This is a genomic window from Streptomyces sp. 5-10, assembly GCF_014712245.1.
In the GTDB taxonomy this organism is placed as follows: Bacteria; Actinomycetota; Actinomycetes; order Streptomycetales; family Streptomycetaceae; genus Streptomyces; species Streptomyces violaceusniger.
This window is the reverse complement of record NZ_JACVYG010000044.1, coordinates 1-25106: the sequence shown is the minus strand read 5'-3', so window position 1 is coordinate 25106 and position 25106 is coordinate 1. Positions and strand designations below refer to the sequence as shown.

Genomic DNA, 25106 nt, shown 5'->3' with positions numbered 1-25106 from the left:
GTCTGTGGAGTTCGTGGTCCGGGCCAGCGCTTGGCCCTGCCACAGGTGGCCGCGGGGGCGGTGGGCCCTCGCGCGGAGGTGTCAGCCCTCGACCGTGATGCCCATGGAGCGGGCGGTGCCGGCGATGATCTTCTCGGCGGCGTCCAGGTCGTTGGCGTTCAGGTCGGGCATCTTGGTGGTGGCGATCTCACGCACCTGGTCGCGGGTGATCTTGGCGACCTTGGTCTTGTGCGGCTCGCCGGAGCCCTTCTCCACGCCCGCGGCCTTGAGGATCAGCTTGGCGGCCGGCGGAGTCTTGGTCACGAAGGTGAAGGAGCGGTCCTCGTAGACCGTGATCTCCACCGGCACGACCATGCCGCGCTGCGACTCGGTCGCGGCGTTGTAGGCCTTGCAGAACTCCATGATGTTGACGCCGTGCTGACCCAGCGCGGGGCCGACCGGCGGGGCCGGGTTCGCGGCACCGGCCTGGATCTGGAGCTTGATCAGCCCCGTGACCTTCTTCTTCTTGGGAGGCATGCTCTCTCCGGGTCCTAGTGAGAGGTTGTTCGCCTCCGAACCGGATCATCCGGATGGAGGCATACCGCACAACGATAACGGGTATAGCTGTGCGCCTTAAAACCGAGCAGGTCAGACCGGCCCTCAAGCCCGTCTGACCTGTTCGGAAGTTCTCGTGAAGAGACTCAGCTCCGCAGAGACTCAGTTCTTCTGGATCTGGTCGAAGCTCAGCTCGACCGGGGTCTCCCGGCCGAAGATCTCGACCAGGCCCTTGACCTTCTTCGAGTCGGCGTTGATCTCGTTGATCGTCGCCTGGAGGGTCGCGAACGGGCCGTCGGTGACCGTGACCGAGTCGCCCACCTCGAAGTCCAGCACCTGGACCTCGACCTTGCGGCTCGGCGCCGGCACACCGCTCTCCTCGGCGGCGGCCTTGGCGGCCTTCTCCTCGGCCTCGGGGGCGAGCATCTTGACGATCTCGTCCAGGGTCAGCGGGTACGGGTCGTAGGCGTTGCCCACGAAGCCGGTGACACCCGGCGTGTTGCGGACCACACCCCACGACTCGTTCGTCAGGTCCATGCGGACGAGCACATATCCGGGCAGCTTGTTCTGCCGGACGTTCTTGCGCTCGCCGTTCTTGATCTGGACGATCTCTTCCTCGGGGACCTCGGCCTGGTAGATGAAGTCCTCGACGTTCAGCGAGACGGCACGCTGCTCCAGGTTGGCCTTCACGCGCTTCTCATAGCCCGCGTAGGTGTGGATCACGTACCACTCACCGGGCAGCCCGCGCAGCTCCTCGCGGAGCGCCTCGACCGGGTCGACCTCAGCCTCGGCCTCGGCCGCGTCGTCCGCCTGGGCCGTATCGGTCTCGAGGGCGTCCTCGCCCTCGACGCGCAGCGCGTCCTCCTCGGCGGGAACGCCCGCCGAGGCGTCGGCCGCTTCAGCCTGGTCGGAGTCCGCCGCCTCGACGATGTCGAGCTCGTCCTCACGGGACTCGACGGGCTCGGCGGCGTCGTTCAGGTTCGGGTCAGACACTGTGGCTGCTTCTTCCTGGCTTCAAAGGGGTGGAACGTGCGAAAGAGGCGACGCCGGTACAGCGGCCGCCTTTCGCGAGGGTCTCAGCCGAAGACGTACTTGATGGCGTTGTTGAACCCATAGTCAATCACGGTCACGATGCCGATCATGATGACGACGAAGACGATCACCACGCTGGTGTACGTCGACAGCTGGCTGCGCGTGGGCCAGACGACCTTGCGCAGCTCAGCGATGATCTGGCGGTAGAAAAGCGCGAGCCGACCGAAAGGCCCCTTCTTCGCGCGCTTACCACCACGACGACCCCGCTTGGTCGTCTCCTCATCCTCGGGACGACCGCTCTCAGGCGTCGCGGTGGAGCCAAGGGCTTCCGTCACTCGTCCTCACCTGAATCCGGGTCGTGGCCGTGCCGCGTCCGGCCCGGCCGCACAGCGGTGCTTGTCCTTGCGTACGCATGCACGCACCCTCATCACAGTGCGTGTAGCAGGGCCGGAGGGACTTGAACCCCCAACCGCTGGTTTTGGAGACCAGTGCTCTACCAATTGAGCTACGACCCTTTGCGGCACTCCCAACCTACCGCATACACCCGGCTGCACGGAGTGTGCGGTCGGATCCGGCTGTTGATCGGCCAACGACGGATGAGTGTACGTGCTTGACGGCCGGGCGTCGAACGAGAAGCGCGCGAAGCCCGGAGCAAACCCGTGTGCCACCCATTTCACCCGTCTGCGACGATGCATCTATGACCGCTGCTACTCCCCCAGTACAGTCCCCGACCGACCGGCGGGTATCGGCCCGGATCGGCTCGATCTCCGAGTCCGCGACCCTCGCCGTCGACGCCAAGGCCAAGGCCCTCAAGGCCGCGGGCCGTCCGGTGATCGGCTTCGGCGCCGGTGAGCCCGACTTCGCCACGCCCGACTACATCGTCGACGCCGCGGCCGCGGCGTGCCGCGACCCGAAGTACCACCGCTACACCCCGGCCGGCGGCCTCCCCGAGCTCAAGGCCGCGATCGCCGCGAAGACGCTGCGCGACAGCGGGTACGAGGTCGAGGCGGCCCAGGTCCTGGTGACCAACGGCGGCAAGCAGGCGATCTACGAGGCGTTCGCCGCGATCCTGGACCCGGGCGACGAGGTCATCGTCCCCGCGCCCTACTGGACCACCTACCCGGAGTCGATCCGGCTGGCCGGCGGTGTCCCGGTGGAGGTCGTCGCCGACGAGACGACCGGCTACCGGGTCTCCGTCGAGCAGCTGGAGGCGGCCCGCACCAAGAACACCAAGGTGCTGCTCTTCGTCTCCCCCTCCAACCCCACCGGCGCGGTCTACAGCCGTGAGCAGGTCGAGGCGATCGGCCGCTGGGCCGCCGACAACGGGCTGTGGGTGCTGACCGACGAGATCTACGAGCACCTGGTCTACGGCGACGCCCGGTTCCACTCGCTGCCGGTCGTGGTGCCCGAGCTGCGCGACAAGTGCATCGTGGTCAACGGTGTCGCCAAGACGTACGCGATGACCGGCTGGCGGGTGGGCTGGATCGTCGGCCCCAAGGACGTCGTCAAGGCCGCGACGAACCTCCAGTCGCACGCCACCTCGAATGTGAGCAATGTCGCTCAGGTCGCGGCCCTGGCCGCCGTCTCGGGCGACCTGGACGCCGTGGCCGCGATGCGCGAGGCGTTCGACCGCCGCCGCCGCACCATCGTGCGGATGCTGAACGAGATCGACGGCGTCGAGTGCCCGGAGCCGGAGGGCGCCTTCTACGCCTACCCCTCGGTCAAGGGGCTGCTCGGCAGGGAGATCCGCGGCAAGCGGCCGCGGACCACCGTCGAGCTGGCCGAGATCATCCTGGAGGAGGCCGAGGTCGCGGTGGTGCCGGGTGAGGCGTTCGGCACCCCGGGCTATCTGCGGCTGTCCTACGCGCTGGGCGACGAGGACCTCGTCGAGGGCGTCTCCCGGCTGCAGAAGCTGCTGGGCGAGGCGAGCGCGTAAGGCGCCTGGCCTTCGCCTGGCTTTCGCCTGGCCTTCGTACGCACGAGCCGTCGCGAGCCGTCGCGAGCCGTACGCGCGAAGGGAACGGGCCGGAGTCCGCGGTGGCGGATTCCGGCCCGTTCCGCGTGCGCGCGCCTCCCCGTTCGGGGAAAGCGGTACCGGCGGGTCCGGACGTGCGGCAGTATCTGCAGATGGCACGCGATGTACACCTGCTCCCCAAAGCGCATCTGCATCTCCACTTCACCGGCTCCATGCGCCCCGGAACCCTCCTCGAACTGGCCGACAAGTACGGCGTCCACCTCCCCGAGGCCCTGAGCGGCGGTGAGCCGCCGAAGCTGCGCGCCACCGATGAGCGCGGCTGGTTCCGCTTCCAGCGGCTGTACGACATCGCACGCTCCTGCCTGCGGGAGGCCGACGACATCCGGCGGCTGGTGCGCGAGGCGGCCGAGGAGGACGTGCGGGACGGGGCCCAGTGGCTGGAGATCCAGGTGGACCCCACCTCGTACGCCCCGCGCCTGGGCGGGCTGACCCCCGCGATGGAGGTCATCCTGGACGCGGTCGAGAGCGCCTCCGCGGAGACCGGTCTCGGGATCAGGGTGGTGGTCGCCGCCAACCGCGTGAAGCATCCGCTGGAGGCCCGCACCCTGGCCCGGCTCGCGGTGCGCTTCGCGGACCGCGGCGTGGTCGGCTTCGGCCTCTCCAACGACGAACGGCGCGGATTCGCCCGCGACTTCGACCGGGCCTTCGCCATCGCCCGGGAGGGCGGGCTGCTGGCGGCGCCGCACGGCGGCGAGCTGTCGGGCCCCGGCAGCGTACGGGACTGCCTGGACGACCTCGGCGCGGCCCGGGTCGGCCACGGGGTGCGCGCGGCGGAGGACCCACGGCTGCTCGCCCGGCTCGCCGAGCGCGAGGTGACCTGCGAGGTGTGCCCGTCGTCGAACGTGGCGCTCGGGGTCTACGAGAAGCCGGAGGACGTCCCGCTGCGCACGCTGTACGACGCGGGGGTGCCGATGGCGCTCGGGGCGGACGACCCGCTGCTCTTCGGCTCGCGGCTGGCGGCGCAGTACGAGCTGGTGCGCGAGCACCACGGCTTCACGGACGCCGAACTGGCCGAGCTGGCGCGTCAGTCGGTGCGCGGCTCGGCCGCGCCGGAGGAGGTCCGGCGGCGGATGCTGGCGGAGATCGACGACTGGCTGGCGGGCCCCGACCTACTCGGGTAAGTCGGTCTCCTCACGCGAGCAGACCGGATCAGATGCTCACGCCGACCGTCACCGGCTCGTTGACCAGCCGGATCCCGAACGCCTCCTCGACCCCGGCCACCACCTCGCGGGCCAGGGCCAGCAGGTCCTCGGTCGTGGCCTCGCCCCGGTTGGTCAGGGCGAGCGTGTGCTTGGTGGAGATGCGGGCCGGGCCGGTGCCGTAGCCCTTGGGGAAGCCCGCCCTGTCGATCAGCCAGGCCGCGGAGGTCTTGATCAGGCCGTCGCCCGCCGGGAAGGCGGGCGGCACGGTGTCCGGGCCCAGGCGTTCGGCGACGCGGGCCAGGAAGGCGGCGTGGGCGTCCTGGTCAAGCACCGGGTTGGTGAAGAAGGACCCCGCGGACCAGGTGTCGTGGTCGTCGGGGTCGAGCACCATGCCCTTGCCCGCGCGCAGCCCCAGGACCGTCTCGCGGGCGACGGCGGCCGGGACCCGGTCCCCCACCTCGACGCCGAGCACCCGCGCGGTCTCGGCGTACCGGACGGGTGCGGAGAGCCCGCCCGCGTCCTCCAGTTCGAAGCGGACCCGGAGCACCACATGGCGGTCGGGGTCGGCCTTGAAGCGGCTGTGGCGGTAGGAGAAGGCGCAGTCGGCGTTCGGGATCGTGACGACCTCGTCGGCGCGGCGGTCGTAGGCGATCACCTCGGTGATCGTGGCGGAGACCTCCTGGCCGTAGGCGCCGACGTTCTGTATCGGGGTCGCGCCCGCGGAGCCGGGGATTCCGGCCAGGCATTCGATGCCCGCGAGCCCCGCCCGGACCGTACGGGCCACGGCGGCCGACCAGTTCTCGCCCGCGGCGAGCTCCAGGCGGGTGCCGTCGAGCGTGAAGCCGCTGGTGGCGATGTGCAGGGCGGTGCCGTCGAAGCCCTTGTCGGCGATGACCAGATTGCTGCCGCCGCCGATCACCAGCAGCGGGGTCCCGGCCGCGTCGGCCGCGCGGACCGCGGCGATGACCTCGTCGTCGGTCGTGGCCGTGAGCAGCCGGTTGGCCGGTCCGCCGAGACGGAAGGTGGTGAGGGGCGCGAGAGGGGCGTCGTGGAGTTCCTGCACGCGCTCAAGAGTACGGGGGCGCCCCCTGGGGTCCTGGCGGCGGCCGCCCCCGGTGTGGGGAATCCGGGGGCCGGCGGGCCTGCGGGCCGTAGGGCCTGTCTGGGAGCCCTGAGGGGCTTGGACGGGCCGCACGCGCTCCGGCGTGCTCTCATCCGCCCGGGGGCCGCATCGGGCGCGGTCGGGGGCTCAGACGAGCCGTACCACGGCGCGGGCCCGGCCCAGCACCTTCTGACCGGCGCTGGTCGCCGTGATGTCGAGGCGCACCGTACGGGCCTCGTCGTCCAGCTTGGCGGTCACCTTGGCGCCGATCTCGATGACCGCGCCCTTGTCGTCGTTGGGGACCACGACCGGCCGGGTGAAGCGGACGCCGTACTCGACGAGGGCGCCGGGGTCGCCGGCCCACTCGGTCACCACGCGGGCCGCCTGGGCCATGGTGTAGGCGCCGTGCGCGATGACGTCGGGGAGGCCGACCTCCTTGGCGAACTTCTCGTTCCAGTGGATCGGGTTGAAGTCGCCCGACGCGCCCGCGTAGCGCACGAGGTCGGCGCGGTTCACCCGGAACTCGCGCACGGGCACCTCGGTGCCGACCTCCACGGCGTCATACGAGATCTTGGCCGTCATCTGCTCTCCTCCACCTCTGCGTCAGCGGCGCGGGCCACCAGCGTCGTGAACGACGTCGCTACATGATCACCCGCCTCGTCGTGGACCTCGCCGCGGACGGACAGGATGTCGTTGCCGGCCAGCGACTTGATCGAGTCGATGATCGAGGTGACCTTCAGACGGTCCCCCGCGCGGACCGGGCGGGTGTACTCGAACCGCTGGTCGCCGTGGACCACCCGGCTGTAGTCCAGCCCCAGCTGCGGATCCTCGACAACCTGCTTCCCGGCCGCCTTGAAGGTGATCGTGAAGATGAACGTCGGCGGGGCGATCACATCGGGGTAGCCGAGGTCCCGGGCCGCCTCGGGGTCGGTGTAGACCGGATTGGTGTCACCGAGGGACTCGGCGAATTCCCGGATCTTCTCCCGGCCGACCTCGTACGGGGCGGTGGGCGGGTAGGTCCGCCCCACGAAGGACTGGTCGAGCGCCATCGGCGCACACCTCCTGCGATTGAATTACCAACGAAACGAGGCCGCCCCCCGCGAGTGGGGGCGGCCTCGAATGAGAGTTTATTGCTATCGCGTCTCACGGTGCGCGGTGTGCGCGTTGCAACGCGGGCAGTGCTTCTTGATCTCAAGACGATCCGGGTCGTTGCGCCGGTTCTTCTTGGTGATGTAGTTCCGCTCCTTGCACTCCACGCAGGCCAGCGTGATCTTCGGGCGGACGTCGGTGGCAGCCACGTGAGTGCTCCTTGACGAACGGACTAGGGGATTAACGCAGAAAGAGTAGCCGATCGAAGGACCGACCCCACAATCGGCTACTGTCAGTAGCGGTGACCGGACTTGAACCGGTGACACAGCGATTATGAGCCGCTTGCTCTACCGACTGAGCTACACCGCTGCGATGCGAGTGACTCCCCGCCCAACCAGCGTAGCGGAACGGGAAGCCTCACACATCAGAGCCCCAATACGGAATCGAACCGTAGACCTTCTCCTTACCATGGAGACGCTCTGCCGACTGAGCTATTGGGGCGAGCGATGAAGACATTACACGGTCGGCCGCCGAAGGTGAAATCCGTATCGGCCCCTCGTCACCCCGGGCTCATGCACCACACCAGTACGACTATTCGGCTCCTCCGCGAAGCCGCCCCCACCTCGTCCTAGGCTTCGCATCGCACCCGCGTGATCTTGGCTGCGCACGCATCCGACGCGTGCCCGGCGCGTCACCCGTCGCGTGCTCGGTGCGAATCCCAGGAGTGCGATGCCCGAGAGCCAGCAGCAGCCGCAACAGCCCCAACAGCCGCCCGGGAGCGGCGGAGCGGCCCCCGGCGACCCCTCCGCCCTGGTGCTCGGCGGCGTCCGGCTCGCCGACGGGCGCACCGTGGACGTCCGGCTCAGCGGCGGGCGGATCGAGGCCGTGGGCACGGCGGGCAGCCTCGTCCCCGGCACCCGGCTGGACCTCGGCGGCTATCTGCTGCTGCCCGCCCCCGCCGAACCCCACGCCCACTGCGACACCGCCCTTACGGCCGACATGGCGGGCCCGGTCCCGTACGCCCCCGAGGACGTCCAGCGCCGCACCGTCGAGGCCGCCCTGCTCCAACTCGGCCACGGCGCGACGGCGCTGCGCACCCATGTCCGCGTCGGCGGGGTGCACGGACTGCGCTCCCTGGAGGCGGTCCTGGAGGCCGGCCGGGCGCTGCGCGGGCTCACGGAGCTGAGCGCGGTGGCGGTGCCCCGGGTGCTGACCGGCACCGCCGGGGCGGACGGTCTGGCGATGCTGCGGGACGCGGTGGGGATGGGCGCGTCGGTCATCGGCGGCTGCCCCGACCTCGACCCCGATCCGACCGGCCACGCCGAGGCCGTCCTCGACCTCGCCGCGCGCCACGGCCGCGCCGTCGATCTGCACACGGACGGTGACGACCCGGCCCGCCTCGCCCGGCTCGCGGCGATGGCCGGGGGCCTGCGGCCGGGCGTCACGATCGGCCCCTGCGGCGGGCTGTCCCGGCTGCCCGCGGACATGGCGGGGAGGGCCGCCGAGCGGCTGGCGGCGGCCGGGGTGACCGTCGTCTGCCTCCCCCAGGGCGACTGTGCCGGGCTGGAGCACCAGGGCATGTGGGGAGCGCGCACCCGCGGCTGCGCGCCGGTGCGGCTGCTGCGCGCCGCGGGCGTCCGGGTGGCCGCGGGCAGCGGGGCGCTGCGGGACGCGGTGAACCCCGTGGGGCGCGGCGATCCCCTGGAGGCCGCCTTTCTGCTGGCGTCCCTGGGCGAGTCGCGGCCCGAGGAGGCGTACGAGGCGGTGTGCGCGGGGGCGCGGGCCGCCATGGGGCTCGCCGAGGTGCGGGTGGAGGCCGGGTTCCCGGCGGAGCTGCTCGCGGTGCGCGGGGACGGCCTCGCCGGGGTGCTCTCGCTCGCGTACAGCAGAGTCGTGGTGCACCGGGGGCGCGTGGTGGCCCGGACCAGCGCGGTGCGGGAGTACTGCGACTCGGCGGCCGCCGCGGCGCTGGACCTGCCCCGGCAGGCGCGGCCGCAGAGCGGCGGCGAGCAACAGTAGGCCGCACGGCGTACGGTCGGGATCATGCGCATTGTCATCGCTGGTGGACATGGACAGATCGCGCTGCGGCTGGGGCGGCTGCTCACCGCGCGCGGAGACGAAGTGGCGGGCATCATCCGCAAGCCGGAACAGGCGGGCGACCTGCTGGCGTCGGGCACCGAACCGGTCGTCTGCGACCTGGAGTCGGCCTCGCTGGAGGACGTGGTCAAGCATCTGGAGGACGCGGACGCGGCCGTCTTCGCGGCCGGGGCGGGTCCCGGCAGCGGTGCCGCCCGTAAGGACACCGTCGACCACCGGGCCGCGGTGCTCTTCGCGGACGCGGCCGAACGGGCCGGGGCCCGGCGGTTCCTGATCGTCTCCTCGACGGGCGCCTCCCACGAGCCGCCGCCGGACACCGACCCGGTCTTCGCCGCCTACCTGCGCGCCAAGGCCGCGGCGGACGACGACATCCGCGCCCGGGACGGCCTCGACTGGACCGTGCTGCGGCCGGGCCGGCTGACGAACGACCCGGGCACGGGCCGGGTGAAGCTGGCCGAACGCACCGGGCGCGCCGAGATCACCCGCGACGACGTGGCCGCGGTCCTGGTCGCCCTGCTGGACGAGCCCCGTACGGCGGGCCGCACGCTGGAGCTGATCAACGGCGACACGGCGGTGGCGGACGCGGTGGGGGCGGTCGCCGAGCGGGGGTGAGGGGCCGGGTCGGCCCGACCCGGCCGTTCAGAAGCCCACCCGGGCCGGGGCGGTCCCACCCGATCGCTCAGAAGCCCACCCGGGCCGGGGCGGTCCCACCCGATCGCTCAGAAGTCCACCTGGGCCGGGGCGTCGGCCCGGGCCACGGACTCCTGGGCGAACTGGCGCTCGTACGCCGTCCGGATCCGTTCGATCCGCGGGTCCTGCGTCCCCGCCTCGGACGCCGGGTAGAGCAGGACCACCTCGTACGAGCGCTCCCGCTCGATCGTCCCGTTCTGGTCCCGCCACTGCCCCCGGCCGTCGTGGATCGTCAGGCCGGCGGGGAAGCGCGGGGTGATCCGCCGGTCCACGAAGGCCAGGAACTGCTTCTCGGTGACGGGCGGCCCGCCGTCGGGGCGCTCGGTGCCGAAGAAGAGCCGGGTCTCGACGTACGGCTTGCCCCGGCCCACGGCGCCGGAGGGCGCGGCGGCGGGCGGGTCGTCCAGCGCGGCGTACGCGGCGACGGGGGTGGTGGCGGCGAGGGCGAAGGCCGCCCCGACGGCGGCGAGACGGACGCGTGGCTTCATGGTCGGCATCGTCCGATCGTCCCGGCGCCGGGGACCCTCGGGAAGAGCGCCTTACGGTGCACATCCGTGCGAGGCGCGGGGGCGTATGCGCGGGGGCGTATGCGCGGGGGCGTATGCGCGGGGGCCGGGGGCCCGGCCCCGAAGACCGCCTCGGACAGCCGCCACAGCGCCATGCAGACCAGTCCGATGCCGACCGCCCAGACCAGCGCCGCGCCGAACGGCCGCCCGGCGAGGGTCTGGAGCGCCCCGCCCCGGATGGCCCGGGGCCCGCCTCGCGCGGGGTGCGTGTGCGCGTTGCCGAACCCACATCGCGTGCGATCGACGATGCGTTCACCGTTTCCTCCCGTTGTCGCGCCATCGTCCGCCCTGAACGTACGTGCGGGAACGGGACTTTCTCTTGTTGGTTGAAGCGATCCGCCCTACTCTGCCGCCACCGAATCTGACGAGCCGTCAGATTAACGGGGAACGGGCAGGACCACCACGAGGAGACCGGGGAGAGATGGCGAGATGACCGGCGAGACGAACGGCACGACCGAGCTGCCCCTGGTCATCAGCGTCGATGACCATGTGATCGAGCCCGCGCACCTCTTCGAGAGCTGGCTCCCGGCCAAGTACCGGGACCGCGGCCCCAAGCCCCTCACGGCCGGGATCGGCGAGCTGGCCTACATCGGCGGCAAGTACAAGTTCACCACCGACCCGGACGGCCAGCTGACCGACTGGTGGCAGTACGAGGGCGATCTCTTCCCTTACAAGCGGATCATCGCCGCCGTCGGCTTCTCGCGCGACGAGATGACCCTCGACGGCATCACCCGCGAGCAGATGCGCCGCGGCTGCTGGGACCCCAAGGCCCGGCTCGCCGACATGGACCTCAACCACGTCGAGGCGTCGCTGTGCTTCCCGACCTTCCCCCGCTTCTGCGGCCAGACCTTCGCCGAGGCGAAGGACAAGGAGGTCGGGCTGGCGTGCGTCCGCGCGTACAACGACTGGATGGTCGAGGAGTGGTGCGGCGACAGCGGCGGCCGCCTCATCCCGCTCTGCCTGATCCCCCTGTGGGACGTCGACCTCGCCGTCCAGGAGATCCGCCGCAACGCGGCCCGCGGCGTCCGCGCGGTGACCTTCAGCGAGATCCCCACCTACCTCGGGCTCCCCAGCATCCACAGCGGCTACTGGGATCCGTTCTTCGCCGAGTGCGAGGCCACGGGGACGGTCGTGTGCATGCACATCGGCTCCTCCTCCCAGATGCCCGCCGCCTCCCCCGACGCCCCGCCGGCCGTCCAGGCCGCGCTGAGCTTCAACAACGCCATGGCGTCGATGATGGACTTCCTCTTCAGCGGCGTCCTGGTCTCCTTCCCGCGCCTGAAGCTGGCCTACGCCGAGGGCCAGATGGGCTGGATCCCCTACGCCCTGGAGCGCGCCGACGACGTCTGGGAGGAGCACCGCGCCTGGGGCGGCGTCCGCGACCTCATCCCCGAGCCGCCGTCCACGTACTACTACCGGCAGATCTTCTGCTGCTTCTTCCGCGACAAGCACGGGGTCGCCTCGCTGGACACGGTCGGCGTGAACAACGCCACGTTCGAGACCGACTACCCCCACGTCGACTCCACCTGGCCGCACACCCGCCGCATCGCCGCCGAGCATGTGGCCAACCTCTCCCCCGAGACCACGTACAAGATCCTCCGCGGCAACGCGATCCGGATGCTGGAGCTGGACCTCGACCGGGGGCGACCGGCGGGGGCGGGGGCGGGCGGCTGAGCCGGGCGCGGCGGCCACGGCCAGGCCGGGCGCGGCGGCCAGGCCGGGGCGCGGCACCTAAGCCGGGCGCGGCGGCTCGCTCGTGCGCGGCTGGTCCGAGCCGCAGTAGCGGCACTTGCGCGCCGCCTCGGGGAGGTCCTCGGCGAGGCATTCCGGGCAGGTCTTGATCGGGCCCGGCTCCCCGAAGACCTCCGCGCCCCGGCGGGCCTGGGTGTACTTGTACGGCACGACGATCAGGAAGTAGATGACGGCCATGAAGATGATGAAGTAGATCAGGGCGGAGATGAACGACCCGATGTTGAGGTAGGTCGAGCTGTTCCCCTGGGCGCCGAGCTGCCAGCCGAGCCCGACCGATGAGCCGCCCTGCAGCCGGGCGATGATCGGGTTGATCACGGAGTCGGTGAACGCCTTGATCAGCGTCGAGAACGCCAGCGCTGTGACCAGGCCGACGGCGACAACGATGACATCACCGCGCATGAGGAAGTTCTTGAAGCCCCTGAGCACGATCCGCCCTCTCTGTCCTGAATACGGGGGAATCACCACCCTAGGAGCGGTCTTGCGGAGCCCACGGCGCGCCACGACGGACGGCCGCCCGTACGGCGGCAGTGGGAGACTCACCGTCAGCAGACCATAATGTGTGCTTCGGGACGATATCGCTTGGGCACCGGAGGGCAAGGCCGCCATGGGCACGCTGGTCTTCGACAGTGACGACCTGGAGATGACCGAGGACTTCCTCAGCAAGGCCTACGCCAAAATGCGCATCGGCAGCAGCACCCCGAGCGCGAGCCGGGCACAGATCCGCCGCGACACCGTCGCGTCGATCAGCGTGGACGAGCTCGATCTGGACTTCGACATGAGCTATTCCGTCACTCCGCTCGGCAGGATCTGCCTGTGCGTCGTCCACGCCGGCACCATCGAGGACCATGTCTTCCCGGGCGTCGAGGATGCCTTTGGGCCCGGCGACGTGGTGTCCTTCGCCCCGCCGGACCTTCCCTACTCGGGGCGGATCCGCGCCGCCCGCTACAACATCACCATGCTCGACCCCGCGCTGCTGAGCCAGGTCGCCGCCACCGTCGGCCAGCGCACCCCGCAGCCGGTCCGGCTGACCGGGCACCGGCCGCACTCCGCGGCCGCGGCCGGGCATCTGCGGCGCACCATCAACTTCGTGCGCGACCACGCCCTGGCCGATCCGGCCATCGCCGACCAGCCGCTGGTCCAGGCCACTGTCAGCCAGCTCCTGGCCGGCAGCGTGCTCGCGGCCTTCCCCAACACCGCGCTCACCGACCCCACCGCGTCCGACCGCAGCGACGCCCACCCCGGCACGCTCCAGCGCGCGCTCAGCCACATCGACGACCACGCCGCCGAGCCCCTTACCGTCGCCGACATCGCCGCGGCCGCGCACGTCAGCGTCCGTGCCCTGCAGTACGCCTTCCGCAGACACCTGGACACCACGCCGATGGCGTACGTCCGCCGGGTGCGCCTGGCACACGCCCACCACGAGCTGGCGACCGCCGACCCCGGGACCACCACGGTGACGGACATCGCCACCCGCTGGGGCTTCTTCCACCCGGCCCGCTTCGCCGCCCTGTACCGCGAGACCTACCGCACCACCCCGAGCGCCACGCTGCACAGCTGACCGCCCGCGCCGCCCTCGCCTTCGTTTTCTGTCCCGTGAGGCGCTTGGGCGTGCGTTTGCCGTATCGCCATGGACCGGCCCACGTCTGAAGAGTGGACAGCTGCGGCATTGCCCATTGACGCCGTGGCCCACTTCCCGATCGAAAGGCAGTACGTGGCGATCGAGAGGGATGACCTGCTCAAGAAGATCGCCGCCTTGGAGGAGGAGGTCGGGCAGCTACGGCAGGCAGTGGTCTCCCACGCCGTGATCGACCAGGCGATCGGTGTGGTCATCGCCCGCGGCCGCCTGCTTCCGGACCAGGGCTGGGACGTCCTCAGGGCGGTGTCCCAGAACACCAACACCAAGGTGCGGCTGATCGCCGAACAGATCGTCCAGTGGCCGTACTCCGGCCGGCTCCCCGAGGACATCCGGCAGGCCCTGGAAGCGGCCCTGGAAGCGACCCTGGCCCGCCGGGCCGATACGGGCCGGCCCAGAACCCCGACCACATCAGCGGACCGCTAGCCGCGCGCTGTCCCAGCGGCGCGAGGTGTCCGGCGCCGTTCCTCGCTTCCCGAACGAGAACGGCCCCTGACCGCGTTTCCGCAGTTCAGGGGCCGTTTCCCACGTGTGGCGGCGCCAGGATTCGAACCTGGGTAGGCTAAGCCGACGGATTTACAGTCCGCTCCCATTGGCCACTCGGGCACACCGCCTGGGATGTGGCCAGGTGCCCCGCTCTCGCGGCGCTGCTCCCTGGCGACGACGTAAACAATACCTGATGTGGAGGGGTGCTTCGCCACCCGGTTGATCGCCGCTTGATCATGGCCGAGATCGCTAGGCTGGCTGAAGCGGTCCGCTGGGCCGTGCCACTGACGGATCTACGTACGAGGAGCCAACTCAAGATGGCCGACTCCAGTTTCGACATCGTCTCGAAGGTCGAGCGGCAGGAGGTCGACAACGCTCTGAACCAGGCGAGCCGCGAGATCTCCCAGCGTTACGACTTCAAGAACGTCGGCGCCTCGATCGCGTGGTCGGGCGAGCGGATCGAGATGCGAGCCAACTCCGAGGAGCGGGTCAAGGCGATCCTCGACGTCTTCCAGTCCAAGCTGGTCAAGCGCGGGATCTCGCTGAAGGCCCTGGACGCGGGCGAGCCGCAGGCGTCGGGCAAGGAGTACAAGATCTTCGCCTCGCTGCAGGAGGGGATCTCGCAGGAGAACGCGAAGAAGGTCGCCAAGATCATCCGCGATGAGGGGCCCAAGGGCGTCAAGGCGCAGGTGCAGGGCGATGAGCTGCGGGTGACCTCCAAGAGCCGGGACGACCTTCAGGCCGTGATCGCCCTGATCAAGGGCAAGGACCTCGACTTCGCGGTGCAGTTCGTCAACTACCGGTAGGCAGCGCCCGGACCGGTGCGGCAGGGGCGGTGCGGCATGGCCGTGCCGCCCCTGGTGTTGTCGGCGTCCCCGGTCAGCGGTGGGTGAAGGGCTGGTCGGTGGGGACGATTTCATGGCCGAGGGGGGCCAGGGAGATCGGGATGAGCTTGAAGTTGGCCAGGCCCAGGGGGATGCCGATGATCGTGATGCAGAGGGCGACGCCGGTGATGAGGTGGCCGAGCGCCAGCCACCAGCCCGCGAGGACGAGCCAGAGGACATTGCCGACGCAGGAGGGGGCTCCGGCGTCGCGGCGGGGGACGGCGGTGCGGCCGAAGGGCCACAGGGCGAAGCCGGCGATGCGCCAGGAGGCGATCGCGAAGGGGATGCCGATGATCGTGACGAAGAGCAGGACCCCGGCGAGCAGATAGAGGATCGCCATCCAGATGCCGGAGAAGATCAGCCAGATCAGGTTCAGGAGCGTTTTCACGGCCTGCGGCCTCCTGCCATCTGCTCGAGGCGGGCGATGCGCTCCCGCATGGGCGGGTGGGTGGAGAAGAGCTTGGCCATGCCCTCACCGGCGCGGAAAGGGTTGGCGATCATCAGGTGGCTGGCGGTCTCCAGACGGGGCTCGGGCGGCAGCGGCAGATGCTTGGTGCCCGCCTCCAGCTTACGCAGGGCGCTGGCGAGGGCCAGGGGGTCGCCGGTGAGCTGGGCGCCGGAGGCGTCCGCCTCGTACTCGCGGGAGCGGCTGACGGCGAGCTGGATGATGGAGGCCGCGAGCGGGCCCAGGATCATGATCAGCAGCATGCCGAGGAAGCCGGGGCCCTCGTCGTCGTCGGACCGGCCCATGGGGATCAGCCAGGCGAAGTTCACCAGGAACATGACGACGCTGGCGAGCGCGCCCGCGATCGAGGAGATCAGGATGTCGCGGTTGTAGACATGGCTGAGCTCATGGCCGATGACCCCGCGCAACTCGCGCTCGTCCAGCAGCCGCAGGATGCCGTCGGTGCAGCACACCGCCGCGTTACGGGGGTTGCGGCCGGTGGCGAAGGCGTTGGGGGCCTCGGTCGGGGAGATGTAGAGCCGGGGCATCGGCTGGCGCGCGGCCGTGGAGAGCTCGCGCACCATCCGGTACAGCCCCGGCGCCTCGAACTCGCTGACGGGGCGGGCGCGCATCGCGCGCAGGGCCAGCTTGTCACTGTTCCAGTAGGCGTACGCGTTGGTCCCGAGTGCGACGATCACCGCGATGATCAGTCCGGTACGGCCGAAGAGGCTGCCGATGACGATGATGAGCGCGGACAGACCACCGAGGAGTACGGCGGTCTTCAGCCCGTTGTGCCGGCGGTGCACGGTGTGCCCTCCCGATGTGCCGCAGGGGAACCCTTTGCCTGGTGTCTCCACCTTCCAGTGGACCCTCCTGAAAAAGTCAACGCCAGGCGAAGGGCACCAGTTCCCTTGTGCACATGGGCGCGGATCCGCGGGGCCCGCGGGGGTGCTTACGGCAGGGTGCTCGAGGCGAACCGGAGGACGAGTTGCGGGGCACCGGAGAGGGCGATGCCGACGACCGCGGCGAGGTCCGGGGCGCGCCGTAGGGCGGGCGGGGCGCGCGGCGGACCGGACGCGCGCCGCCCGCGGGTGAGGCGGCGCCGCCGCGGGCGGTTACGCGGTCGCGGTTACAGCAGGGTGCTCGAGGCGAACCGGAGAACGAGTTGCGGGGCGCCGGAGAGGGCGATGCCGACGACCGCGGTGAGGGCGATGGCGGCCGTAAGGGGGACGGCGCGGGGGCGGGTGACGGCCGCCCCGGTGGCGGGCGCGGGTTCCGTCCCGGCGGCGGGCGCGGGCTCCGGGGCGCGGAAGAGCACGGCCGTCCACTGGAGGTAGTAGTACAGCGCCACCACCACGTTCAGCGCCATCACCACCGCGAGCCAGCCCAGCCCCGCGTCCACCGCCGCCGAGAAGACGGTCACCTTGGCGAAGAGTCCGATGACGCCCGGGGGCAGCCCGGCCAGGCACAGCAGGAAGAAGCCCAGGGCCAGGGCGGCGGCCGGGCGGGCCGCGTACAGGCCGCGGTAGTCGGTGAGCCGGTTGGCCGGGCTCGTACGGGCCACCAGGGCGGCCACCGCGAAGGCGCCGAGGTTCACGACCGCGTACATCAGGGCGTACGCGACGGTGGAGCCGACGGCGCGCGAGGCGTCCCGGCCGGAGTCGGCGTAGCCGGCCGCGGCGATGGGGACCAGCAGATAGCCCGCCTGGGCGACGGAGGACCAGGCGAGCAGCCGTACGGCGCTGAAGGAGCGCTCCGGGCGCTGGCGCAGCGCCGCCGCGTTCCCCGCGGTCATGGTGAGGGCGGCCAGGACGGCGACGGCCGGGCCCCACACCTCGGCGTAGGAGGGGAAGGCGAGGACGGTCACCAGGATGAGCCCGGAGAACCCGACCGCCTTACCGACGACGGACAGATACGCCGCGACGGGCACCGGCGCGCCGACGTAGGTGTCGGGCACCCAGAAGTGGAAGGGCACGGCGGCGGTCTTGAACGCGAAGCCCACCAGGGTGAGCACGACGCCCGCCTGGGCGAGCGTATCCAGCCGCGGGTCGACATGGGTGAGGGCGTCGGCGATCCGGGACAGGTGGAGGCTGCCGGTCGCGGCGTAGACGAAGCTGACGCCGAGCAGCATCACGGCCGTCGCGGTGACCGAGGAGAGGAAGAACTTCAGCGCGGCCTCGGAGGAGAGGCGGTCGCCGCGGCGGAGGCCCACGAGGGCGAAGGCCGGGAGCGAGGCCACCTCGAGGGCGATGACCAGGGTGGCCAGATCGCGGGAGGCGGGCAGCAGGGCGGCCCCGGAGGCGGAGGACAGCAGCAGGAACCAGAACTCGCCCGCGGGGAGTTTGAGATCGTCGAGGGCGCTGAAGGACAGCAGCGCGGTGAGCAGCGCCCCGCCGAGCACCAGGAACTGGATGACGAGCGCGAAGGTGTCGGCCGTGTAGCTGCACGCGTGGGCGCCGGTGGTCAGGCAGAAGGTGGAGCGGTCGCCGTCCAGCAGCGGCAGCAGGGCGAGCGCGGCCAGGGCCAGTCCCGCTATCGCTCCCCAGCCCAGCAGGTGCTTCCTGCGCTCGGGCAGGAAGAGGTCCGCGACGAGGACGGCGAGGCCGGCCAGGGCCGCGATGGTGGGCGGTGCGACCGCGAGCCAGTCGACGGACTGGACGAGGCTCGTGGCGAGGCTCGAGGCGTTCGGAGTCATCGGGTGCCTCCCGCGAGGAGCTGCTGCACGGCCGGGTCGGTGAGGCCGAGGAGGGCCGCGGGCCACAGTCCGGCGAGGACGGTGAGGGCCACCAGCGGGCTCCACGCGGCGAATTCATGGCCGTGGACGTCGGCCAGGGCGGGCCGGTCGGCCTCGCTCCCGGTGCCGGGCTCGATCGGATGGTCGCCCATGCAGACGCGCCGTACGACGATGAGCATGTAGGCGGCGGTGAGCAGGGTGCCGAAGGCGGCGAGCGCCATATAGGTGAGATACGCGGGGCGGCTGAGCCCGTCGGCGGGGTCGAAGGCGCCGAACATGGCGAGCATCTCGCCCCAGAACCCGGCGAGTCCGGGCAGCCCCAGGGAGGCCACGGCGCCGAAGGCGAGCAGCCCGCCGAGGCGCGGCGCCCTGCCGTAGAGGGCGGCGCCGCTGGTGCCCGCGAGCTGGTCGAGGTCGGTGGTGCCGGAGCGGTCCTTGAGCGCGCCGACGAGGAAGAAGAGCAGTCCGGTGATCAGGCCGTGGGCGATGTTGGCGAAGAGCGCGCCGTTCACCCCGGTGGGGGTGAGGGTCGCGATGCCGAGCAGCACGAAGCCCATATGGCCGACGGAGGAGTAGGCGATCAGCCGCTTGAGGTCGCCCTTGGCGCCGGTGCGGGCTAGGGCGAGGCAGGCGAGGGATCCGTAGATGATGCCGACCACGGCGAACGCGGCGAGGTAGGGCCCGTAGGTGTGGGCCGCGTCGGGGGTCATCGGCAGCACGATGCGGACGAGGCCGTACGTGCCCATCTTGAGCAGCACGCCCGCCAGCAGCACCGAGCCGACCGTGGGTGCGGCGGTGTGGGCGTCGGGCAGCCAGCTGTGCAGCGGCCACATCGGGGCCTTGACGGCGAGTCCGACGATGATGGCGAGGGCCGCGATGAGCTGGGTGGTGTGGCTGAGCCCGGAGCCGTTGTCGGTGGCGAGTGCCACCATGTCGAAGGTGCCGCCCTTGAGCCCGACGAGGAGGAGGCCGAGCAGCATGACGACGGAGCCGAGCAGCGTGTAGAGGATGAACCGCCAGGCGGCGCGCTCGCGTTCGGCGCCTCCCCACCGGTTGATGAGGAAGTACATCGGGATGAGGACCATCTCGAACGCCAGGAAGAACAGCATCAGGTCCAGCACCGCGAAGCTGGCCAGGGTGCCGGACTCCAGGAGGAGCAGCAGCGCGACGAAGGCCTTGGGGGACGGCCCGGAGGGCCGGTTGAAGTAGGCGTAGAGCGCGCTGAGGAAGGTCAGCAGCGCGGTCAGCACGAGCAGCGGCAGCGAGACGCCGTCCACGCCGAGGTGGATGCGGATGTCCAGGGCGGGGATCCAGCCGATGTCGGTCTGGGCCTGCATCCTGGCCGGGTGGTCGTGGTCGAATCCGGCGGCCAGGGCGATGGCCGCGGCGAGCACCACACCGGTGACGGTCACGCCGTGGCGCATGACGGCCTGGTCGGGTCCGCGGCCGCGCAGCCCGGGCGGGGCCGGGAGCAGGGCGGCGACGGAGCCGAGCAGGGGGAGCACGACCAGGGCGGCGAGGAGGAGTTGCTGGACGGTGTGGTTCACGGGTCAGGCTCCCGCTGCGACGAGGACGGCGGCCACGGCCAGGACGAGGGAGCCCGCGAGCAGCGCGCCGAGGTAGGTCTGCACATTGCCGGTCTGGGCGCGGCGGACGGCCGCGCCGAGCAGGCGGGGCGCACCGCCCGCGCCGCGTACGTACGTCTCGACGACCTCGCGGTCGAGGAAGCGGACGAGCCGGGCGGCGGCCCGCACGGGCCGGACGAACAGGGCGCTGTAGACGGTGTCGAGGTGGAAGCCGACGGCCGCGTGGCGGTGCAGCGGGCCCAGGAGCAGCCGCCCGGGGTCGGCGGGGTCGCTGGCGCCCGCGATGGAGCCGTAGGCCGCCTCGTGGGTGGCGATGGCCTCGGCCTCGGAGACGGCGTCGGCGGCCTCGGGGTGGGCGGCCACCGCGCCGAGCGGGACCCGGCGGGCCCGCGCCGAGCTGTGCCGCCAGGCGCCGTACATCACGAGGGCGCCGCCGAGGGCCAGCCCGGTGCCGAGGACGGACGTGGTGAGGGTCGGGGTGAGGGACTCGCCGTCGAACCAGTCGGGCAGCGTGCCGTAGGCGAGGCCGAGGGCGGCCGTGGGGAGGAACAGCGCCCACAGGACGACGTTCATGGCCACCGGCTGCTTGCCGTGGTCCGGGGCGGGCTCGCCCTGCCCGCGGAAGGCGAGCAGCCACAGCCGGGCCGCGTATCCGGCGGTCAGGAGCGCGGTGAGCAGCCCGGCGAGGAGCACGGTCCAGCCGACGCCCTCCGGGACGCCGGAGGTGTGGCCGGTGGCGGCGTGCTCGGCCGCGCCGAGGACGGCCTCCTTGGAGAAGAAGCCCGCGAAGGGCGGGATGGCGGCGAGCGCGAGGAGCGCGACCGTCATCGTCCAGAAGGCGTCGGGGATGCGCTGGGCGAGGCCGCTCATCCGGGACATGGCGGCGAGGGAGTTGCTGCCGGCGGCGTGGATCACCACGCCCGCGCCGAGGAACAGCAGCGCCTTGAACGCGCCGTGGGTGATCAGGTGGAAGACGGCGGCGCCGCGGTCGTCGACGGCCAGGGCGCCCGTCATATAGCCGAGTTGACCGACGGTCGAGTAGGCGAGGACGCGTTTGATGTCGTCCTGGGCGAGCGCGGCGAGCGCCGAGCCGACCATCGTCACGGCCGCCATGACGGCCAGTACGGCGAGCGCGGCGCCCGAGGAGGCGAAGACGGGCAGCAGCCGGGCCACCACATAGACACCGGCGGCGACCATGGTGGCCGCGTGGATCAGCGCGGAGACCGGGGTGGGACCGGCCATCGCGTCCGGCAGCCAGGTGTGCAGCGGGAACTGCGCGGACTTGCCCGCGACCCCGGCGAGCAGCAGCAGCGCGATCAGGGTGGGGTGGTCCAGCGGCACCCCGGCGGTCTCGGAGGTCAGCCGGGTGTGGATCTCGCTGATGCGGAACGTGCCGGTGTCGCCCGCGAGCGCGAAGATGCCGATCAGGAACGGGACGTCGCCGAGCTTGGTGACCAGGAACGCCTTCAGGGACGCCGAGCGCGCGGCCGCGGTCTCCCAGTAGTGGCCCACCAGGAAGTACGAGCAGATGCCCATGATCTCCCAGCCGACGAGCAACACGATCAGGTCGTCGGAGTAGACGACGAGGAGCATCGCGGCGGTGAAGAGGGAGACGAGCGCGGCGTAGGAGGGGTAGCGGGGGTCGTCGCGCAGATAGCCGGTCGAGTAGATCTGCACACAGCAGGCGACGACGGCGACGAGGACCGCGACCAGGGCGGCGAAGCCGTCGATCTGGAGGGCCAGGTCGACGGGGACCGAGCCGGTGTCGGCGAGCCGGGTCGCGGCGGTGAGCGGGGCCGTGCCGCCACCCGCTCCCCCGCCCTGCCGCACGGCGACGAGCACGGCGAGCCCGGCCGCGGCGAGGGTCGGGAGCACCGCGAGGGGGCGGACGAAACCGGGGGCACGGCGGCCGAGCAGGAGCCCGGCGACGGCGCCGAGGAACGGCAGGAGGGGGACGAGAACGGCGGCGGTCGTGGTCGTCACGCGGTCTGCCTCCGGGCGCGTCGTGCCTGGTCGGCGTCGTTGTCAGTGGGGGCTGCCATGCTGTCGTCCATCGGGTCCTGGCCGGCCGACGGGGGGTCGGCCAGGTCCCGCAGCCGGTCGACGTCGGAGGTGCCGCGGTTGCGATACACGAGCAGGACGATGGCGAGGCCGATGCCGATCTCGGCGGCGGCGATGGCGATGGTGAAGAGGGTCAGCGCCTGGCCCGCGTGCAGGGTGTCGCGGAGCCAGACGTCGAAGGCGACGAGGTTGAGGTTGACGGCGTTGAGCATCAGCTCGACCGACATCAGCACCAGGATCGCGTTGCGGCGGGCGAGGACGCCGTACAGACCGGTGCAGAAGAGGAGGACGGCGAGCACGGCGGGGTAGGCGAGGTGCATCAGCGCTTCTCCTTGCCGTGGCCGGCGCGTGGGCCACTGTCGTGGCCGACACCCGGGCCACTGTCGGCGCCGCTCTTGTCGGCGCCGCTCTTGCGGGAGAGGACGATCGCGCCCACGAGGGCGGCGAGGAGCAGCACGGACAGCGCCTCGAACGGCAGCACCCAGTGGCGGAAAAGGCTCTCACCGGAGACGGCGGTGGAGCCCTGTACGCCCTTGTCCAGCTCGATCCAGGTGGTCCGGAAGGCGTCCACGACCACCCACACCAGGGCGCCCGCGGCGGCCACGGCCACGGCGAGCGCGGCGGGGCGGTTGCCCGAATCGGCGTCCGGGGAGCGGCCGATGGGCGCCTTGGTGAGCATCAGCCCGAAGAGGAGGAGGACGACGACGGACCCGACGTAGATCAGCACCTGGACCCAGGCGATGAACTCCGCCGTGAGCAGGAGGTACTCCACGGCGAGGCCGCCGAGCGCCACCACCAGCCACAGGGCGGCGTGCACCAGCTGTTTGGTGGTGACGGTGACGACGGCCGCGCCGAAGGTCGCGATGCCCACCAGCAGGAAGGCGATCTCGACTCCGGTCGGCGACAGGAACCCGTGGCCGGTGGCGGCCAAGTGGACCGCAGGGCTCACGAGGCGGCTCCGTTCCCGTTCTCGGTTCCGTTCCCGTTGCCGTTCCGGTCGGTCCGGTCGGTCCGGTCGGTCCCGCCGGATCCGCGCTCGGCCTCGGCCTGCGCGGCCTCGGCGGCGGCGAGCTTGTCGGCGGCCTTACGGGCGGCGGCGATCTCCTTGGGCTCCTCCGCGCGCGGGTCGAGCGCGGGCGGCGCGGGCACCGTCCACATCCACTCGCGGAGCTTGTCCCGCTCATGGGTGAGATCGCGGATGTCCTCCTCCGCGTACTCGAACTCCGGCGACCAGAAGAGCGCGTCGAAAGGACACACCTCGATGCAGATACCGCAGTACATGCACAGCGCGAAGTCGATCGCGAACCGGTCCAGCACATTGCGGCTGCGCTCGCGCCCGCCCGGGGCGGCCGGGGGGACGGTCTCCTTGTGCGAGTCGATGTAGATGCACCAGTCCGGGCATTCGCGGGCGCACAGCATGCAGACCGTGCAGTTCTCCTCGAACAGCCCGATCACCCCGCGGGTGCGGGGCGGCAGCTCGGGCTGCGCGTCCGGATACCGCGCGGTGTGCGACTTCCGGGTCATCGTGCGGAGGGTGACGGCCAGGCCCTTGGCCAGACCGGATCCGGGGATGCCCATCAGGAGATCACCACCTTGACGACGCCGGTGAGGGCGATCTGGGCCAGTGAGAGCGGAATGAGGCAGGTCCAGGCGAACCGCTGGAGCTGGTCCTCGCGCAGCCGGGGATAGCTGACCCGCAGCCAGATCACGATGAAGGCGAGGACGGCCGTCTTCAGCAGGGTCCACAGCCAGCCGAGGCCGTCGGCGGACGGCCCGTGCCAGCCGCCGAGGAAGAGGACGGTGGTCAGCCCGCACAGGACGACGATGCCCGCGTACTCGGCGAGCAGGAAGAGCGCGAACCGCAGGCCCGTGTACTCGGTGTACGCACCGAAGATGATCTCGGAGTCGGCGATCGGCGCGTCGAACGGCGGGCGCTGCAGCTCGGCGAGACCGGCGGTGAAGAACACCACCCCGCCGACGATCTGCCACGGCACCCACCACCACTCGAACGCGTCGAGGATGCCGGGCAGCGAGACCGTGCCCGCCGCCATCGCCACGGAGGCGGCGGCGAGCAGCATCGGCAGCTCGTACGCCATGAGCTGGGCGGCCGTGCGCAGGCCGCCGAGGAGGGAGAACTTGTTCGCCGAGGCCCAGCCCGCCATCAGCGAACCGAGCACTCCGACGCCCAGCATGGCGAGCACGAAGAAGATGCCCGCGTCCAGGACCTGGCCGACCGCGCCCTCGGCGGGGCCGATCGGGATCGCGACGAGGACGAGGAGGTACGGCAGCAGCGCGACGGCGGGCGCGAGCTGGAAGATCCGCCGGTCGGCCCCGGCCGGTACGACGTCTTCCTTCTGCGCGAACTTCACGCCGTCCGCGACCAGCTGGGCCCATCCGTGGAAGCCGCCCGCGTACATCGGCCCGAGGCGGCCCTGCATATGGGCCATGACCTTGTGCTCGGTCTGCCCCACGACCAGGGGCAGCACGAGGAAGGCGAGCAGGAGGGCGAGCAGTCGCAGCGCGACGTCGAGGACGTCGTTCACGCGGCGCCTCCTGGCTGGTCGTCGGTGTCGTGGTCGGGGGTGGCCTCCGGGGTGTCCGGTGTGTCCGGTGTGTCCGGTGCGTCGGGTACGGCGTCCGGGGTGCCGGGTGCGGCGTCCGGGGTGCCCGAGGTGCCGAGGGTGTCGGGCGCGGCGTCCGAGGCGCCGGGTGCGTCCGGGGTACCGGGTGCGGCGTCGGGTTTCGCGCCGGGTCCGTCTCCGGTCGCCTCGGTCTGCGCTTCCGATTCCGGTGCCTGCGGCTCACGCGGGGACTCGGCGTCCTCGTCCCGCGCGGGGCGCGCGTGGTGCCACGGGGCGTCGGACGAGCGGCGCTGCGGCGCGGGGCGCCGCGGGCGAGCCGGGGCTTGGGGCGCCGACGGCTCGTCGGCCGCGCCCCGCCCACCGGCGGCCGCGTCCGTGGTCGAGGCTTCGGCCGCGGCCTCCGCTCCCGCCGGGCGAGGGCTCGCCGAGCCCTCGCCCGCAGTACGGGAGCGCCGGGCCGGGCGCTCGGCCGCCGGGGCGGTGGCCTCCCCCACCGTCTCCGCCGGATCCGCCGCGCGCTGACTCGCCGAGCCCTGGCTCGCACTGCGGGAGCGCCGTGCCGGACGCTCAGCCGCCGGGGGCTGCCCTTCCGCCGTCTCCGCGCCCGCCGGGCGCTGGCTCGCCGAGCCCGCCGTCGCGCTGCGGGTGCGGCGGGC

Annotated in this window: 27 protein-coding genes, 4 tRNA genes and 1 pseudogene; 8 read left to right on the top strand and 24 right to left on the bottom strand. The window is 71.7% G+C overall.

What is annotated here, in order from left to right:
• Positions 1 to 81: 81 nt before the first annotated feature.
• The 4 genes from rplK to IEJ02_RS35510 all read right to left on the bottom strand — a co-directional run bounded on the left by rplK (position 82) and on the right by IEJ02_RS35510 (position 2081).
• Positions 82 to 516, bottom strand: a complete 435-nt coding sequence (rplK, locus tag IEJ02_RS35525; RefSeq protein WP_020869305.1) for a 50S ribosomal protein L11 — start codon at positions 514 to 516, stop codon at positions 82 to 84.
• 180 nt (positions 517 to 696) lie between these two features.
• On the bottom strand, positions 697 to 1527 hold the full coding sequence (gene nusG / locus IEJ02_RS35520; RefSeq protein ID WP_191068600.1) for a transcription termination/antitermination protein NusG: 831 nt from the start codon (positions 1525 to 1527) through the stop codon (positions 697 to 699).
• An 83-nt stretch (positions 1528 to 1610) separates the two neighbouring features.
• Positions 1611 to 1901, bottom strand: coding sequence for a preprotein translocase subunit SecE (gene secE / locus IEJ02_RS35515; protein ID WP_037952862.1), 291 nt, complete (start codon positions 1899 to 1901; stop codon positions 1611 to 1613).
• A gap of 107 nt (positions 1902 to 2008) precedes the next feature.
• Positions 2009 to 2081: transfer RNA gene (locus IEJ02_RS35510), tRNA-Trp, on the bottom strand.
• A gap of 182 nt (positions 2082 to 2263) precedes the next feature.
• Between IEJ02_RS35510 and IEJ02_RS35505 the strand changes: the two genes are divergently transcribed.
• Together IEJ02_RS35505 and IEJ02_RS35500 are read left to right on the top strand one after the other, a co-directional pair.
• Positions 2264 to 3502 carry a pyridoxal phosphate-dependent aminotransferase gene (locus IEJ02_RS35505; protein WP_191068599.1) on the top strand — a complete coding sequence of 413 codons (1239 nt, stop codon included), beginning with the start codon at positions 2264 to 2266 and terminating at the stop codon, positions 3500 to 3502.
• A 191-nt stretch (positions 3503 to 3693) separates the two neighbouring features.
• Positions 3694 to 4722: an adenosine deaminase gene (locus IEJ02_RS35500; RefSeq protein ID WP_191068598.1), complete on the top strand. Its 1029-nt coding sequence runs from the start codon at positions 3694 to 3696 to the stop codon at positions 4720 to 4722.
• A gap of 28 nt (positions 4723 to 4750) precedes the next feature.
• Here the strand turns inward: IEJ02_RS35500 and IEJ02_RS35495 are convergent, their stop codons facing one another.
• The 6 genes from IEJ02_RS35495 to IEJ02_RS35470 form a co-directional block, all read right to left on the bottom strand.
• A complete protein-coding gene (locus IEJ02_RS35495; RefSeq protein WP_137979053.1) occupies positions 4751 to 5806 on the bottom strand; it encodes a UDP-N-acetylmuramate dehydrogenase in 1056 nt (351 codons plus the stop codon).
• Positions 5807 to 5992: 186 nt separating this feature from the next.
• The gene (locus IEJ02_RS35490; protein WP_137979052.1) at positions 5993 to 6427 is read right to left on the bottom strand and encodes a MaoC family dehydratase; all 435 of its coding nucleotides are present in this window, start codon (positions 6425 to 6427) and stop codon (positions 5993 to 5995) included.
• Positions 6424 to 6894, bottom strand: a complete 471-nt coding sequence (locus IEJ02_RS35485) for a MaoC family dehydratase N-terminal domain-containing protein (RefSeq protein ID WP_137979051.1) — start codon at positions 6892 to 6894, stop codon at positions 6424 to 6426. The genes IEJ02_RS35490 and IEJ02_RS35485 overlap by 4 nt, the downstream gene beginning before the upstream one ends.
• A gap of 84 nt (positions 6895 to 6978) precedes the next feature.
• Positions 6979 to 7143 (bottom strand): 50S ribosomal protein L33, encoded by a 165-nt coding sequence (rpmG, locus tag IEJ02_RS35480; RefSeq protein WP_009715907.1) that lies wholly within the window; start codon positions 7141 to 7143, stop codon positions 6979 to 6981.
• A gap of 87 nt (positions 7144 to 7230) precedes the next feature.
• A tRNA-Met gene (locus tag IEJ02_RS35475) sits at positions 7231 to 7303 on the bottom strand.
• Between the two features lie 59 nt (positions 7304 to 7362).
• Positions 7363 to 7435 (bottom strand) — tRNA-Thr (locus IEJ02_RS35470).
• Between the two features lie 228 nt (positions 7436 to 7663).
• Here IEJ02_RS35470 and IEJ02_RS35465 point away from each other — a divergent pair.
• Together IEJ02_RS35465 and IEJ02_RS35460 are read left to right on the top strand one after the other, a co-directional pair.
• A complete protein-coding gene (locus IEJ02_RS35465; protein WP_191068597.1) occupies positions 7664 to 8953 on the top strand; it encodes an amidohydrolase family protein in 1290 nt (429 codons plus the stop codon).
• Between the two features lie 24 nt (positions 8954 to 8977).
• The gene (locus IEJ02_RS35460) at positions 8978 to 9643 is read left to right on the top strand and encodes an NAD(P)H-binding protein (protein WP_191068596.1); all 666 of its coding nucleotides are present in this window, start codon (positions 8978 to 8980) and stop codon (positions 9641 to 9643) included.
• Between the two features lie 107 nt (positions 9644 to 9750).
• Here IEJ02_RS35460 and IEJ02_RS35455 read toward each other — a convergent pair whose 3' ends face one another.
• Positions 9751 to 10218 carry a DUF3574 domain-containing protein gene (locus IEJ02_RS35455; protein ID WP_191068595.1) on the bottom strand — a complete coding sequence of 156 codons (468 nt, stop codon included), beginning with the start codon at positions 10216 to 10218 and terminating at the stop codon, positions 9751 to 9753.
• Positions 10206 to 10415, bottom strand: a complete 210-nt coding sequence (locus IEJ02_RS51180) for a hypothetical protein (protein WP_370467176.1) — start codon at positions 10413 to 10415, stop codon at positions 10206 to 10208. Before IEJ02_RS51180 ends, IEJ02_RS35455 begins: the two co-directional genes overlap by 13 nt.
• A 301-nt stretch (positions 10416 to 10716) precedes the next feature.
• Here IEJ02_RS51180 and IEJ02_RS35445 point away from each other — a divergent pair, with 301 nt between their 5' ends.
• Entirely contained in the window at positions 10717 to 11961 is a 1245-nt protein-coding gene (locus tag IEJ02_RS35445) for an amidohydrolase family protein (RefSeq protein ID WP_191068594.1), read from the top strand.
• Positions 11962 to 12018: 57 nt separating this feature from the next.
• Here IEJ02_RS35445 and IEJ02_RS35440 read toward each other — a convergent pair whose 3' ends face one another.
• A complete protein-coding gene (locus IEJ02_RS35440; RefSeq protein WP_191068593.1) occupies positions 12019 to 12465 on the bottom strand; it encodes an MscL family protein in 447 nt (148 codons plus the stop codon).
• A 133-nt stretch (positions 12466 to 12598) separates the two neighbouring features.
• On the opposite strand from IEJ02_RS35440, the gene IEJ02_RS35435 reads away from it, so the two are divergent.
• Together IEJ02_RS35435 and IEJ02_RS35430 are read left to right on the top strand one after the other, a co-directional pair.
• Positions 12599 to 13597 carry a helix-turn-helix transcriptional regulator gene (locus IEJ02_RS35435; protein ID WP_317986007.1) on the top strand — a complete coding sequence of 333 codons (999 nt, stop codon included), beginning with the start codon at positions 12599 to 12601 and terminating at the stop codon, positions 13595 to 13597.
• A gap of 108 nt (positions 13598 to 13705) precedes the next feature.
• A complete protein-coding gene (locus tag IEJ02_RS35430; protein ID WP_223865014.1) occupies positions 13706 to 14098 on the top strand; it encodes an ANTAR domain-containing protein in 393 nt (130 codons plus the stop codon).
• 106 nt (positions 14099 to 14204) lie between these two features.
• On the opposite strand, the gene IEJ02_RS35425 is transcribed toward IEJ02_RS35430, so the two are convergent.
• Positions 14205 to 14286 (bottom strand) — tRNA-Tyr (locus IEJ02_RS35425).
• A gap of 189 nt (positions 14287 to 14475) precedes the next feature.
• Here IEJ02_RS35425 and IEJ02_RS35420 point away from each other — a divergent pair.
• The gene (locus tag IEJ02_RS35420; protein ID WP_030835003.1) at positions 14476 to 14964 is read left to right on the top strand and encodes a YajQ family cyclic di-GMP-binding protein; all 489 of its coding nucleotides are present in this window, start codon (positions 14476 to 14478) and stop codon (positions 14962 to 14964) included.
• Between the two features lie 73 nt (positions 14965 to 15037).
• Here the strand turns inward: IEJ02_RS35420 and IEJ02_RS35415 are convergent, their stop codons facing one another.
• The 10 genes and pseudogenes from IEJ02_RS35415 to IEJ02_RS35370 all read right to left on the bottom strand — a co-directional run.
• A complete protein-coding gene (locus IEJ02_RS35415; protein WP_191068591.1) occupies positions 15038 to 15430 on the bottom strand; it encodes a YccF domain-containing protein in 393 nt (130 codons plus the stop codon).
• On the bottom strand, positions 15427 to 16293 hold the full coding sequence (htpX, locus tag IEJ02_RS35410) for a zinc metalloprotease HtpX (protein WP_191068590.1): 867 nt from the start codon (positions 16291 to 16293) through the stop codon (positions 15427 to 15429). The genes IEJ02_RS35415 and htpX overlap by 4 nt, the downstream gene beginning before the upstream one ends.
• Positions 16294 to 16616: 323 nt before the next feature.
• Positions 16617 to 18182 (bottom strand): NADH-quinone oxidoreductase subunit N, encoded by a 1566-nt coding sequence (locus tag IEJ02_RS35405; protein ID WP_191068589.1) that lies wholly within the window; start codon positions 18180 to 18182, stop codon positions 16617 to 16619.
• Positions 18179 to 19768 (bottom strand): complex I subunit 4 family protein, encoded by a 1590-nt coding sequence (locus IEJ02_RS35400; protein ID WP_191068588.1) that lies wholly within the window; start codon positions 19766 to 19768, stop codon positions 18179 to 18181. Before IEJ02_RS35400 ends, IEJ02_RS35405 begins: the two co-directional genes overlap by 4 nt.
• A 3-nt stretch (positions 19769 to 19771) precedes the next feature.
• Positions 19772 to 21790 carry an NADH-quinone oxidoreductase subunit 5 family protein gene (locus IEJ02_RS35395; RefSeq protein ID WP_191068587.1) on the bottom strand — a complete coding sequence of 673 codons (2019 nt, stop codon included), beginning with the start codon at positions 21788 to 21790 and terminating at the stop codon, positions 19772 to 19774.
• The gene (gene nuoK / locus IEJ02_RS35390; protein WP_137979044.1) at positions 21787 to 22188 is read right to left on the bottom strand and encodes an NADH-quinone oxidoreductase subunit NuoK; all 402 of its coding nucleotides are present in this window, start codon (positions 22186 to 22188) and stop codon (positions 21787 to 21789) included. The genes IEJ02_RS35395 and nuoK overlap by 4 nt, the downstream gene beginning before the upstream one ends.
• A complete protein-coding gene (locus tag IEJ02_RS35385) occupies positions 22188 to 22817 on the bottom strand; it encodes an NADH-quinone oxidoreductase subunit J family protein (RefSeq protein WP_191068586.1) in 630 nt (209 codons plus the stop codon). Before IEJ02_RS35385 ends, nuoK begins: the two co-directional genes overlap by 1 nt.
• The gene (locus IEJ02_RS35380) at positions 22814 to 23446 is read right to left on the bottom strand and encodes a NuoI/complex I 23 kDa subunit family protein (protein ID WP_223865013.1); all 633 of its coding nucleotides are present in this window, start codon (positions 23444 to 23446) and stop codon (positions 22814 to 22816) included. The genes IEJ02_RS35385 and IEJ02_RS35380 overlap by 4 nt, the downstream gene beginning before the upstream one ends.
• Positions 23446 to 24411, bottom strand: a complete 966-nt coding sequence (locus IEJ02_RS35375; protein WP_191068585.1) for a complex I subunit 1/NuoH family protein — start codon at positions 24409 to 24411, stop codon at positions 23446 to 23448. Before IEJ02_RS35375 ends, IEJ02_RS35380 begins: the two co-directional genes overlap by 1 nt.
• Positions 24408 to 25106, bottom strand: a pseudogene (locus IEJ02_RS35370) (NADH-quinone oxidoreductase subunit C); the annotation flags it as partial. The gene IEJ02_RS35375 and the pseudogene IEJ02_RS35370, both read right to left, overlap by 4 nt.